A 12514-nucleotide genomic window follows, 5' to 3' on the forward strand; every position below is an offset into this window, starting at 1 on the left:
GCGATCCTGGCCCCTGGCGGCCCGCTCGCCAAGGGGTCAGTACGCGCCCTTGCGGGCGAGCACCACCCCGACCGTGCGCCACAGGATGCTCAGGTCGTACGCCAGCGACCAGTTGTCGACGTAGTAGAGGTCGAGCCGGACCGCCTCGTCCCAGGACAGGTCGGAGCGGCCGGAGACCTGCCACAGCCCGGTCATGCCCGGCCGGACCAGCAGGCGCCGACGCACGTCGCCGAGGAAGTCGCCGTCGTCGGCGGGCAGCGGGCGCGGCCCGACCAGCGACATCTCGCCCTTGAGCACGTTGATCAGCTGGGGCAGCTCGTCCAGCGACGAGGCCCGCAGGAAGCGGCCCACCGGGAAGACCCGCGGGTCCTGCTTCATCTTGAACAGCATGCCGTCGGTCTCGTTCTGGTCGACCAGGCTGGCCAGCCGGTCCTCCGCGTCCACGTACATGGTGCGGAACTTCCAGACCCGGAAGGTGCGGCCCTCGTGGCCGACCCGGGGCTGGCGGAAGAACACCGGGCCGGGGTCGGAGAGGCGGATCGCGATCCCGATGGCCAGGAAGACCGGGACCAGCAGCAGCAGGCCCAGCCCGGCGGCCACCCGGTCCATCAGGTTCTTGGCGAGCAGCGCCGGCCCCGACAGGGTGGGCTCCTCGACGTGCAGCAGCGGCAGGCCCTCGATCGGCCGGATGTGCACCCGGGGGCCGGCGATGTCGGTGAGCTGCGGGGCGACGACCAGGTCGACGCCGGAGCCCTCCAGCTGCCAGGCCAGCCGGCGCAGCTCGCCCGGTTCGGCGCTGGCCGAGCCGCAGACCGCGATCGTGTCGCCGCCCACCTCGCGGACGAGGGCGAGGACGTCCCGGCCCGCGTACACCGGGACCGGGGTCTCGATGCCCTTGGCGGCCGCGTAGCCGTCGGTGACGTGGATGGCGACCGGCACCAGCCCGGCGGCCGGGTTGCGGGTGACCGCGGTGTAGACCTCCAGGCACTCCGGCAGGGTGCCGACCAGCACCATCCGGTGGCCGGCCTGGCCGATGTTGCGCCGGACCACGTGCAGCACGAAGCGGCAGAGCATCCGGTTCAGCAGGATCAGCAGCAGCGCGGCGAGCAGGGCGGTGCCGACCGTGTAACGGGACAGGTCGGTCTTGGTGGCGAAGGCGAGGAAGGACACCGTCGCCGTGACGGCCACGCCGGCCCGGATGACCCGCTTGTACTCGTCCGGCCCGAGGCCCAGGTAGCGCCGGTCGTAGGCCCGGTTGGCCCAGAGGCTGACCACCCAGCCGAGCGGCAGCAGCACGAACGCCACCGTGTGGAACCACGTCGGATCCTGCTCGGCGTTGTAGAAGCCCGCCCGCGACTGGTCGAACGTCTCGATGGCGATCAGGCTGGCGACCGCGGCGGCCGCGAAGTCGAGCAGCAGCAGGAGGGTGATGTAGGGGCGGTGCCAGCGCGACACCCGGCGGCGGGCCCGGGCCCACGCCGACCGGGGCACGCCGTTGGGGGACGGCGACGCCGGCGGCTGGATCTCGAAGCTGTCGACGTGCCGCACGAGTTTGCTCCGGCCTGTGTTGGTTACCGGGCGCTGGAGGCTTGTCGTCACCTCACCCATGTCCTCCCGCATGACACGTGCCGCTCACTCGCCGTGAGGGCCCGGGTCGCCCACCGTCCCAGTCTCCCACGCGGCGCCGACCCGTACGCCGACCCGAGGGACATTGCGCCGGTGTGGTGCCGCCTGGCGTCTGGCCGGCTCCGCGCCATTTCAGAAGCCGGGGACCGAGCCACTATACCGATGGATTGCGGCCCCGGTAGAGCTCCGACTCCGACCTTCGGAGCGAGAGGGTCGATTCCTCTCCGTAGTGGGCAAGTATCGTCACTCACCGTACGAGCCGGGACAACCGACGGTCAGCGAGGGGCTTGCCGCCGGTCTGACAGGTGGCGCAGTACTGGAGGCTGGAGTCGGCGAACGAGACCTCGCGGACGGTGTCGCCGCAGACCGGACAGGGCTGCCCGGTCCGGGCGTGCACCTTCAGTCCCGAGCGCTTCTCGCCCTTCAGCTCGGCCGCCTTCTGCCCGACCGACCGGCGCACCGCGTCGCCGAGCACCTCCCGGGTGGCCGCGTGCAGGGCCGCGAGCTGGTCGTCGGTCAGCCGGTTGGTCAGCGCGAACGGCGACAGCTTCGCCGCGTGCAGGATCTCGTCGGAGTACGCGTTGCCGACGCCGGCCAGCACCGTCTGATCGGTGAGCACCCCCTTGACCTGGCCCTTGCGGCTGCGCATCCGCTCGGCGAAGGTGGCCGGGTCGGCGGCGAGGGCGTCGGGGCCGAGCCGGGCCACCCCGGGCACCGTCGCCGGGTCCGTGACCAGGTAGACGGCGAGGCTCTTCTGGGTGCCGGCCTCGGTCAGGTCGAAGCCGGAGCCGTCGTCGAGGCGTACCCGCAGGGCGACCGGGCCCTTGCCGGGGCGCAGCGGGGCGGCGGACGGGAACGCCTCCCGGTAGTGCAGCCAGCCCGCCCGCGCCAGGTGCACCACCACGTGCAGGTCGCCGTCGAGCACCACGTCGAGGAACTTGCCGTGCCGGCGGGCGTCCACCACGGCCCGCCCGGCCGCAGCGGTCGGTGCCGGGTCGTACGTCTTCAGGGCGCTGATCGCGGCGACCTCGACCCGGTCGACGCGCCGCCCCACCGCGCGCTCGCGCAGGTAACCCGCGAGCGCCTCAACCTCCGGTAGTTCGGGCACCAGCCAACGGTAGCCTTCTTTCCCGTGAGAATCGTGGTGGCGCACAACCGGTACCGGGAAGCCCAGCCGTCCGGTGAGAACACGATCGTCGACGTGGAGATCGCCCAGCTGACGGCGGCCGGCGTCGAGGTGCTGCCGTTCATCCGCAGCTCGGACGAGATCCCGACGATGCCGAAGTCGGCCAAGGCGCTGCTGCCGATCTCCCCCATCTGGGCGCCCCGCGCGCAGGAGGACCTGAGCCGGCTGATCACCGAGCACCGGCCGGACGTGCTGCACCTGCACAACCCGTACCCCCTGATCTCGCCCTGGGTGGTGCGGACCGCGCACCGGCACGGCGTGCCGGTGGTGCAGACGGTGCACAACTACCGGCAGGTCTGCTCCTCCGGGCTCTACTTCCGGGACGGGATGATCTGCCAGGACTGCCGAGGTCGGGCGCTGGGTGTGCCGGCGATCGTGCACCGCTGCTACCGGGGCTCGCGGGCGCAGAGCGCGCTGATGGCGACCACGCTGGCCGTGCACCGCGGCACGTGGCGCTCGGTGGACCGGTTCATCGCGCTCACCTCGGCGGTCGCCGACCACCTGAGCGACTACGGCATCCCGGCCGGGCGGATCGTGGTCAAGCCGAACGCGATCCCCGACCCGGGCCGCCCCGCCCCGCTGGGCGAGGGGTTCCTCTTCCTCGGCCGGCTCTCCCCGGAGAAGGGGCTGGACCTGCTGCTGGACGCCTGGCGACGACACCCGGACGGGGCCCTCGGCCCGCTGCGCATCGCGGGCGACGGCGAGCTGCGCCCGCTGGTGGAGGCGGCGGCCGCGGACCGGGCGGACGTGACCTTCCTCGGGCCGCTGGACCGGGCGGGGGTGCGCGCCGCGCTGGAGGCGAGCGCGGTGGTGCTGGCCACCTCGACCTGGCACGACGTGCTGCCCACCGTGATCATCGAGGCGCTCGCCGCCGGCCGCCCGGTGCTCGGCACCGCGCTCGGCGGCATCCCCTACCTGGTCGGCGCGGACGCGCCCCGCGAGCCGGCCGGCACCGGACCGGCCGCCGTCGCCTCCGCCGTCGCCGGGGACGGGCCGACGCCCGGGCCCGCGTCCCTGCCGGCGGGTGTGCGGCGGGGCGAGGCCGGCTGGGTGGCGCCTCCCGAGCCGGCGGCGTTGGCCGCCGCCCTGCCGGTGGCCGCCGCCGGGGCCGCGGGGCTGGCGCCGGCCGCCCGGCTGCGCTACGAGCGCACCTTCCATCCCGACGTGGTCACCAAGCAACTCCTCGACATCTACGCCGGTGTCCTGCGCACCGGCACGCCGGCCGGTCGCTGAGCCGGCCGGCGTGCCGGTCGACCGCTGAGCCGGCCGGCCCTCGGTCGGCTTCCGAGGCTGCCGGCCCTCAATCGGCCGCAGAACCGCCGTCGCTCCGGTGGGACGCGGACCGTGCCGACGAGCCATTCGACCGTCGCTCCGCGTGACTGTCCGTCAGGGAGCGGCTTGCTTCACTGAGCGTGATTGCATTCGCTCTCGCGCGATGTACAAAATCTCGCCTTAGGCGCCACGATCACGGAGGGTAACTGCCCCGCCGGTGTCCGGTGTCGGACGCCCGGTGCCGGGTGCCAGGCCGGGTGGTGGTGGCAGCCGGGCGGACCGGGGAGTGGTTGATGTTCCCCTCAGCGCAGCGAGGCGCGGGCGGAGAAGGCGATGCTGGCGAGCAGGAAGCCGCCGTTGACGATCGTGAAGGCGACCATCACCCAGAGGGCGAGGGCGGGGGCGAACATCAGCACCAGGGCGGCGGCGAAGATCACCGCGCCGTAGTCGCGGACCAGCTTCACCAGGCGTACGGGCAGCGAGGTCGAGGTGACCATGCTGGCCGCGTTCGGGCCGGCCTGCATCACCGAGGTGACCAGGTTGACCATCCAGGTGCCGGCGAAGATCGCGACGAGCCAGCTCGGCGTCGACGGCTCCTGCGCCACCGCCGTCGCCGCCAGCGCGGCGACCAGGGCGATCTGGGCCGCCACGTCGCAGAGCACGTCGACCCGGGCGCCGGCCGCGCTGCCCTGCCCGGTCACCCGGGCGAGCTGACCGTCGGCACAGTCCAGGGCGTACGCGACCTGCCAGCCGACCAGGGCGAGCAGCCCGACCGCCCAGGCCGGCACGTCGTCCGCGGCGACCCGGCCGGCGAGCGCGACCACGGTGACCGAGGTGGCCAGGCCGAGCACCAGGTTGGTGATGGTCAGCGCGGTCGGGCGCAGCCCGAGGCGTTGGGCGACGAGCGCGAAGACCGCGCCCAGCCACTGGCTGACCGATTCGCTGAACAGGCCGCCGCCCCGGTTCACCCGGTGGAAGTCGGCGACGGTGGGGCGGGGCTCAGCCAAGGTGGTCGCGGATTGCACCGGCGTAGTCTGCCAGCCGCTCCCGGATCTCGGTAGGCGACATCGCCAGGTGTTCGAGGATGGTGTAGCGGTCCGGCCGGGTACGCGGCGCGAAGTCGACCGCCTCGACGAACTGCTCGTCGGTGAGCCCGAGGCCCGCCGGGCCCGTCGGCAGCCCGTGCCGGTGCAGGCAGCGGGCCAACTGCCCGAACCGCTCCAGGTCGCCCCTGAGGAACGTGCAGAACAGCGCGCCGACCCCGGCCTGCTCGCCGTGCGAGCCGGTGCCGGGGAAGAGCCGGTCGATCGCGTGCGAGATCTCGTGGTCGCCGCCGCTCGCGGGCCGGCTGGAACCGCAGATCGACATCGAGATGCCGCCCAGGATCAGCGCCTCGGCCAGCGTGGTGAGGAAGCCGTCGTCGGTGATCTTCCCGGGGTGGTTGATCAGCGCCTCGGCGCCCGTCCGGGCCAGGGTCACCGCCAGGCCGTCGATCGGCTCGCCGCGCACCTGGTGGGCGAGTTCCCAGTCGGCGCAGGCGCTGAGGTTGCTCACCGCGTCGCCGATGCCCGCCTGGGTCTGCCGGTCCGGCCCGTGCTCCACGAAGTCCAGGTCGACCATGACCGCGATCGGGATGTGCACGCCGTAGGAGCCCTTGCCGCCCTCGTGGGTCAGGGAGGCCACCGGCGAGGCGATCCCGTCGTTGGCCAGGCTGGTCGCCACGGTCACCATCGGGATGCCGTACCGGCTGGCGGCGTACTTGGCGGTGTCGATCGTCTTGCCGCCGCCGATGCCGACCACCGCGTCGTAGTTGCGGCGGCGGAGCTGGTCGCCCAGCTCGTTGGCGGAGTCGAGGCTGCCCCCGGCCACCGTGAACACGTCGGCCGAGCCCAGGGTGGGCCGGCACAGCTCGACGATCCGCTCGCCCTGCCCCGGCCCGACCACCACCGCCACGTCCCCGCCGGCGGAGATCCGCCGGTCGGCCAGGAGCGGCCCCAGGTCGGCCACCGCCCCCCGCCGCACCTCGATCGCGAGCGGGGTGTTGACGGTACGGGCTAGTAGCGGCACGCGATCTCCCGCGCGCGGGCCAGGTCGGCGTGGTTGTCGACCTCGACCCAGGAGACGTCCCCGATCGGCGCCGCCCGCACCTCACCGCCCCGGTCGGCGAACTCCTGGTAGCCGTCCTCGTAGTAGAGGTTCGGGTCGCGCCGCCAGGTCGTCTCCAACGCGTCGGCGAGGGCGTCGGCCACCTGCGGCTCGATCAGCGTCGCGCCGATGTACTCCCCGTACGCCTCGCCCGGGTCCATGATCTTGGTGATCCGGGTGAGCTGGCCGGCCGCGTCGAAGGTGGTCTTCATCTCCTCCTCGGCCAGCGCCTTGATCGTGTCGACGGCGAGCAGGATGCCCGGGCCGCGCTCGGCCAGCAGGGTCTTCTCCACGCTCACCGGGTGCACGGTGTCGCCGTTGACCAGCAGCACGCCCCGGGCGAAGTGCTCCCGGGCCAGCCAGAGCGAGTACGCGTTGTTCCACTCCTCGGCCTTGTCGTTGTGCACCAGGGTCAGTGTGACGCCGTACCGCTTCTCCAGGTCGGCCTGCCGCTCGCGCACCGCGTCGGCCGCGTAGCCGACCACGATCACGATCTCGGTGAGCCCCACCTCGGCCAGGTTCCGCAGCGCGATGTCCAGGATGGTGGTGTCACCGTCCACCGGCACCAGCGCCTTCGGCAGGGTGTCGGTGTACGGGCGCAGCCGGCGCCCCGCCCCGGCCGCGAGCACCATCCCGATCATTGAGGCGTCCTCCCTCGTACGACTCCCGGTCACCGCTGGAGGATAGCGCCGCGTGACTGCGCCGCTGTGGCCAACCGGGTCAGCCGGGCAGCGCCGCCAGGTCCGCCAGCATCGCCAGCCGCTCCTCGGCGGTCAGCACGGCGTACGGGCCAGCGGCCCGCCGGTCGGTCTCCAGCTCGATGGCGAGCTGCTCCGGCCCGGGCGGCAGGGCGGCGACGCTCGCCGCGGTGTGCCCGGCGGCGGTCCAGGCGGCGGCGTGCGCGTCGGCCCGGTGGTAACGCAGCGTGCCCAGCCGGTTGAGCAGCAGCACGCCGGGCGGGGTGCCGTCCGGCTCGTACGGCGGCGCCATCGCGGCGAACGCGGCCCCGTCGTCGGCGTCCTCCTCCTCGGCGAGCACCAGCGCGTACGCGAGCACCCGGCCGAGCGCCTCCACCAGCCGGAGCACACGGTCGTCGTGCCCGGCCCAGAGTTCCTCGGTCACCTCGGCGTGCACCTGCCAGATCTCGGCGAGGAAGGCCAGCCCGCGTTCGGTGGCGGAGAGCCCGCCGTCGGGGCTGCGGTGGATCATCCCGTACGCCACCTGCTTGTCCAGGGCCCGCCGGCAGTCGGCCGGGTCCCGGTAGCGGGTGACCGCCGCGAACCCGGCCTCGTCGACCGTCCCGCCGGGCGCCGCGAGGCGGGTGCGGAACTCCAGCAGGAAGCCGGTGGCCGCCGGCCCGCCGTACCGCTGGCTCAGCTCCGCGCCGCCACCGCCGCGGCCGGCCAGCATGCCGGCGACGAAGGCCCGGTCCACCGCCGGGGCGACCAGGCCGGCGAACCGGTGCGGCGCCAGCTCGACGGTGTCGTTCACAGACCGATCGAACGCAGGGCGGCGAAGGCTTCCTCCGCGATCCGCCGGATCAGGCCGTCGTTGACGTCGCGGTGCTCGTCGAGCAGGTCGACCTCGTCGGCGGCGAGCCACCGGAACTCGGTGTGCTTGCCCGCCTCCAGCGTCGGCCGGGCGAGGTCGCCGTCGACCCGGACCAGCCAGTCGCTCTCGATCCGCTCCAGGCCGTCGTCGGCGACGTAGCGGTACTCCCCGACGTGGCCGAGCACGTGCGACACCGTCCAGCCGGTCTCCTCGGTCACCTCCCGGCGCAGCGCGTCGTCCACGTCCTCGCCCGGTTCCAGGTGGCCGCCGACGATGTCCCAGCAGTTGGGAAAGATGCGACGGTCGGGAGACCGTCGCTGGACGAAGAGGCGGCCCTCGTCGTCGACGATCAGCGCGCCGGCGCAGCGCAGAGGCTCGGTGGACACGCCACGACAGTAGCGAGCGGTCGGGCGTCGCGGCGATGCCCGGTCTTGTCCCGGAAACATCCGGAGCGGACCATGTCCCCTACCGGATGCCACCGTCCCACAGGGGTGATGCGTGATGCAGGTACGGGAAGCGATGTCCAGCGAGGTCCTCGTGGTCGGCCCGGAGCACACGCTCCGTCAGGCGGCCCGGATGATGTCGGCCCGCGGCGTCGGGTCGGCGGTCGTGATCGATCCCGACTCCGAGGGGGTCGGCATCATGACCGAACGCGACGTGCTCAAGGCCATCGGCGCCGGCCTGGACTGCGACGTCGAGCGGACAGGCGCCCACCTCACCTGGGACGTGGTCTACGCCGGGCCGGAGTGGACGGTGGAGGAGGCCGCCGCCGCGATGGCCCGGGGCGGCTTCCGGCACCTGGTGGTGCTCGACGGGCGCGAGGTGGCCGGCGTGATCTCCGTACGCGACATCATGCGGGTCTGGGCGGCCAGCCGGATGGTCGACGCGAGCTGAGCGGCCGGGCCGGCGCGGGTGTGGCCCGGCCGATCGACGGGTAGGGATTCCCTGCGGGCGCGGGCGGGCCGCGACCCCGCGGGGAGGTCCTCATGCGCGGCGCGTGCGGCGCGGGAGGGTCTCGGCCTGGCGGTCCTACTTCGACTGGGCCAGCTCATCGCGGCGCTCGGGCTGCACGTGGACGGGCTTTCCCGCGAGGCGCAGCACGACCCGCTCGGCCTTCCGGTCTGATCTGCCACCGACCGGTTGACGCGGGTCACCCGTCCCGGTGGCTCAGGATGCGGACATCGCCGTGCCGTCGGCGCGCACCCCACCGCCTTCCGTACGCTGAACAGCCATGACCGCCGAGCAGCTGATCTCCTTCGCCCGTGGCGCTCCCTCGCTGGACATCGTCGATGTCGAGGGGCTCAAGGCCGCCGCCGTCCGCGCGTTCGACGCCGACCCCGCCGGGGTGACGGCGTACGGCACCTCCGTCGGCTACCTCCCGCTACGGAAGTGGATCGCCGAGAAGCACGGGGTCTCGGCCGACCAGGTGCTCATCACCAACGGGTCGTTGCAGGCCGACGCGTTCCTCTTCGACCACCTGGTCCGCCCCGGCGACGCGGTGGTGGTGGAGCGCCCGACGTACGACCGGACCCTGCTCAACCTCCAGCGGATGGGCGGCGACCTGCACGGCATCTCCGTCCAGCCGGACGGCCTCGACACCGCCGAGCTGCGCAAGCTGCTGGAGTCCGGGGTGCGCCCCCGGCTCGCGCACGTCATCCCGAACTACCAGAACCCGGCCGGCGTGACGCTGAGCCTGGAGAAGCGCCGTGAGCTGCTCGACCTCGCCGCCGAGTACGAGTTCACGATCTTCGAGGACGACCCGTACGCCGACATCCGGTTCCGGGGCGAGGCGCTGCCGTCGATGCTCTCGCTCGACACCCGCAACGTCGTGGTGCACGCCTCCAGCTTCACCAAGACGGTCTGCCCGGGGGTACGGGTCGGCTACCTGGTCGGCCCGGCGGACCTGATCGCCGACATCGCGAAGAAGGCGACGAGCCTCTACATCTCGCCCGGCATGGTCTCCGAGGCGATCGTGCACCAGTTCTGCGTCTCCGGCGACATCGAGCGCTCGATCGAGACGGTGTGCGCCGCACTCGGCGAGCGGGCCCGGGTGCTGGCCGAGTCGCTGCGCCGGCACATCCCCGAGGCCCGGTTCGTGGAGCCGGACGGCGGCTACTTCCTCTGGGTCGAGCTGCCCGAGGACGTCGAGGTCGACAGGCTCGCCCCGGCCGCCGCCGAGCGCGGCGTCGCCGTGGTCAAGGGCAGCGACTTCGTGGTCGACGGCGGGCGGCACGCCCTGCGGCTGGCGTACTCGGCGGTGACCGCCGACCGGATCGACGAGGGCGTCCGGCGGCTGGCGGAGGCCATGGCGGCCGTACGGGGCTGATTTTCTGTCGGATTTCTGACAGTGCAGCGATACCGGCCGTCCCGGGACTCCCGCCGGGGCGGCCGGTGGCCCACAATGCTGCGAGCGTCACTCACCACGTAGCGCACTCACCGTCCGGCGCCGGCCCACGCCGCGCCCGACGACGAGCCCGACCCGGCCCCCGCCGGGCGGCACGCGGAGCGACGCGAGCAGCACAACCCCCGCCCCCAAGGGTGCCGGGTGGGCCGTGTCGTCCCCTCACCCCCCTGATGCGGCCCGGCCCGCCCGGCGCCACCACGGTCGATCGTCACCGCCCGTGACCGTCGACGGCGGCGTACCCTGCTAGCCGCGGCAGCGCGTGGGGAGGGGGCGTGATGACGGACCGGGGGCAGCGGGGGCGGACGGCCTCGCCGAACGGCGGGCGGGTGCTCAGGCCCCGGGACTGGGCGGCGCCCGTGCGGGCGATGACCCGCCGACTCAACCCCGACGGCCTCCAGGCTCCCTCGACGCCGGCCGGCCCGCAGCGCAGCGCGGTGGTCGACTGCGCCCTCTACGTCGACGGCCGGCGGCAGCCCGGCGACTGGCGGTACGCCGACGCGCTCGCCGCGGCCCGCCGCGAGGAGAACGGCTTCGTCTGGCTCGGCCTGCACGAACCGGAGCTGGCCGAGATGACCGCCATCGCCGCCACCTACGGCCTGCACGAGCTGGCTGTCGAGGACGCGGTCAAGGCGCAGCAGCGCCCCAAGCTGGAGCAGTTCGGCGAGGTCAGCTTCCTGGTGCTGCGGACCGCGCGCTACTGCGAGCACGCCGAGCTGACCGAGAACTCCGAGGTCGTCGAGACCGGCCAGGTGATGCTCTTCATCGGGCCGAACTTCCTGATCAGCGTCCGGCACGGGGACGCCTGCCGGCTGGCCCCCGTCCGGGCCGACCTGGAGACGAAGCAGGACCTGCTGCTCCACGGGCCCTGGTCGGTGGCGTACGCGGTGACCGACCGGGTGGTGGACATCTACCTGGAGGTCGCCGACCGGCTGGAGGACGACCTCGACACGCTGGAGGCCGAGGTGTTCGACCGCCAGTCGAGCGGCCGGATCCAGCGGATCTACCAGATGAAGCGGGAACTGGTGGAGTTCAAGCGGGCGGTGGCGCCGCTGCAACGCCCGCTGATGACGCTCACCGCGCAGCTGAACCGGGACGTGCCCGACGAGATCCGCCGCTACTTCCGCGACGTGCAGGACCACCTCAGCCGCACCGTCGAGCAGGTCAACTCCTACGACGACCTGCTCAACTCCATACTCCAGGCCCGGCTGGCCCAGGTCACGGTCGACCAGAACAACGACATGCGCAAGATCGCCGCGTGGGCGGCCATCGCCGCCGTCTGGACCGCCATCGCCGGCATCTACGGCATGAACTTCGACGTCATGCCGGAACTGCGGATGACGTACGGCTATCCGGTCGTGCTGGCCCTCATGCTCGCGATCTCGCTGGCCCTCTACCGCTGGTTCCGCCGCAACGGCTGGCTCTGACCGGGGGCGGGACGCGGAAGCGCCGGCGGCGCGGGGTGACCCGCTCTGCCGGCGCTTTCCGGGAACTTCGGGGCGTCAGCGGCGCCCGTTGGTCTTGGCGCCCTTGCCAAGCGCCTCGGTCAGGTCGTCCGCCGGGCGGCCCGACACGTCCTTGGCGCCCTCGGCCACCGACGGGACCTTGTCCGTCGCGTGGATCGTCGGCTGCTTGGCGGTGGAGGCGCTGTCGCCGCCGGCCACCGCCGAGCCTCCGGCGCCGGTCGGGCCGCCGGCCACGCTCGATCCCGACATCGTCGAGGCACCGGTCACCGGGGTCCGGACCTCCATCGTCTCCACCTCGTCGCGCATCGGTTCCAGCGTGCGGGTCGGGTCGTACTCGGCCCACTCCCGCTGCTCGCGGCGGCGACGCATCGCCATCGCGGCGACGCCGGCCACCGCGCCGGCCGCGAGGAGACCGGTCAACATGGACCCGCCGCGCCGCGTGTTCTTCTTCCGGGAAGCCTTCATGTTCTTCGCCTTGACCTTCCTGGTGACCGCGGCCTGCTTGGCTGCGGCGGCCTTCCTGCCGGTGACCGCCTTGCCCGCCGCCTCGGCCTGGGCCTTGCGGACGGCCAGGGCCAGCGGCGCGAGCGCGGCGACCGTGGACGCGAGACCGCTGGACGCGCGGTCGCGCACGATGACGGCGGTCGGCGCGACGGCGCTCCGGGCCGCCTGGACCCGCGGGCCGACGGTGGCGCCGGTGCCCTTCGCGGCGTACGTCGCGGCCTGCCTCAGGTGACCGAGGCCCTGGTTCAGCTCCGCCTTGGCCAGCTGCCCCTGAGTCTTACGCCGCCCGATTCCAAACACGGTCCCACCTCCTGGGAGTTGTTCCTTCGTCATCCTCCACCTTCGGATGCCTCCGCACTGCCA

General features: G+C 73.2%; 12 protein-coding genes. 4 read left to right on the forward strand and 8 right to left on the reverse strand.

Annotated elements, in window-relative coordinates:
• Positions 1 to 36: 36 nt before the first annotated feature.
• Positions 37 to 1608, reverse strand: coding sequence for a sugar transferase (locus ABT006_RS03980; RefSeq protein ID WP_350702733.1), 1572 nt, complete (start codon positions 1606 to 1608; stop codon positions 37 to 39).
• Positions 1609 to 1873: 265 nt separating this feature from the next.
• On the reverse strand, positions 1874 to 2734 hold the full coding sequence (locus ABT006_RS03985) for an Fpg/Nei family DNA glycosylase (RefSeq protein ID WP_350702615.1): 861 nt from the start codon (positions 2732 to 2734) through the stop codon (positions 1874 to 1876).
• 24 nt (positions 2735 to 2758) lie between these two features.
• On the opposite strand from ABT006_RS03985, the gene ABT006_RS03990 reads away from it, so the two are divergent.
• The gene (locus tag ABT006_RS03990; protein ID WP_350702617.1) at positions 2759 to 4045 is read left to right on the forward strand and encodes a glycosyltransferase; all 1287 of its coding nucleotides are present in this window, start codon (positions 2759 to 2761) and stop codon (positions 4043 to 4045) included.
• A gap of 341 nt (positions 4046 to 4386) precedes the next feature.
• Here the strand turns inward: ABT006_RS03990 and ABT006_RS03995 are convergent, their stop codons facing one another.
• The 5 genes from ABT006_RS03995 to ABT006_RS04015 form a co-directional block, all read right to left on the reverse strand.
• Positions 4387 to 5109 (reverse strand): CDP-alcohol phosphatidyltransferase family protein, encoded by a 723-nt coding sequence (locus ABT006_RS03995; protein ID WP_350702619.1) that lies wholly within the window; start codon positions 5107 to 5109, stop codon positions 4387 to 4389.
• A complete protein-coding gene (locus ABT006_RS04000) occupies positions 5084 to 6151 on the reverse strand; it encodes an iron-containing alcohol dehydrogenase family protein (RefSeq protein ID WP_350702621.1) in 1068 nt (355 codons plus the stop codon). The genes ABT006_RS03995 and ABT006_RS04000 overlap by 26 nt, the downstream gene beginning before the upstream one ends.
• The gene (locus ABT006_RS04005) at positions 6139 to 6870 is read right to left on the reverse strand and encodes a phosphocholine cytidylyltransferase family protein (protein WP_350702735.1); all 732 of its coding nucleotides are present in this window, start codon (positions 6868 to 6870) and stop codon (positions 6139 to 6141) included. Before ABT006_RS04005 ends, ABT006_RS04000 begins: the two co-directional genes overlap by 13 nt.
• A 79-nt stretch (positions 6871 to 6949) precedes the next feature.
• Complete coding sequence (locus ABT006_RS04010; RefSeq protein ID WP_350702622.1) at positions 6950 to 7720, reverse strand: hypothetical protein; 771 nt, start codon at positions 7718 to 7720, stop codon at positions 6950 to 6952.
• The gene (locus ABT006_RS04015; protein ID WP_350682518.1) at positions 7717 to 8166 is read right to left on the reverse strand and encodes an NUDIX domain-containing protein; all 450 of its coding nucleotides are present in this window, start codon (positions 8164 to 8166) and stop codon (positions 7717 to 7719) included. The genes ABT006_RS04010 and ABT006_RS04015 overlap by 4 nt, the downstream gene beginning before the upstream one ends.
• A gap of 115 nt (positions 8167 to 8281) precedes the next feature.
• Here ABT006_RS04015 and ABT006_RS04020 point away from each other — a divergent pair, with 115 nt between their 5' ends.
• The 3 genes from ABT006_RS04020 to corA all read left to right on the forward strand — a co-directional run bounded on the left by ABT006_RS04020 (position 8282) and on the right by corA (position 11608).
• The gene (locus ABT006_RS04020; protein ID WP_350702624.1) at positions 8282 to 8674 is read left to right on the forward strand and encodes a CBS domain-containing protein; all 393 of its coding nucleotides are present in this window, start codon (positions 8282 to 8284) and stop codon (positions 8672 to 8674) included.
• 337 nt (positions 8675 to 9011) lie between these two features.
• Positions 9012 to 10106 (forward strand): aminotransferase-like domain-containing protein, encoded by a 1095-nt coding sequence (locus ABT006_RS04025; protein ID WP_350702626.1) that lies wholly within the window; start codon positions 9012 to 9014, stop codon positions 10104 to 10106.
• 353 nt (positions 10107 to 10459) lie between these two features.
• A complete protein-coding gene (gene corA, locus ABT006_RS04030; protein WP_350702737.1) occupies positions 10460 to 11608 on the forward strand; it encodes a magnesium/cobalt transporter CorA in 1149 nt (382 codons plus the stop codon).
• Positions 11609 to 11683: 75 nt separating this feature from the next.
• Here the strand turns inward: corA and ABT006_RS04035 are convergent, their stop codons facing one another.
• A complete protein-coding gene (locus ABT006_RS04035; RefSeq protein WP_350702628.1) occupies positions 11684 to 12484 on the reverse strand; it encodes a hypothetical protein in 801 nt (266 codons plus the stop codon).
• Positions 12485 to 12514 lie beyond the last annotated feature (30 nt).

Source organism: Micromonospora sp. NPDC002717 (assembly GCF_040295705.1).
GTDB lineage: Bacteria > Actinomycetota > Actinomycetes > Mycobacteriales > Micromonosporaceae > Micromonospora.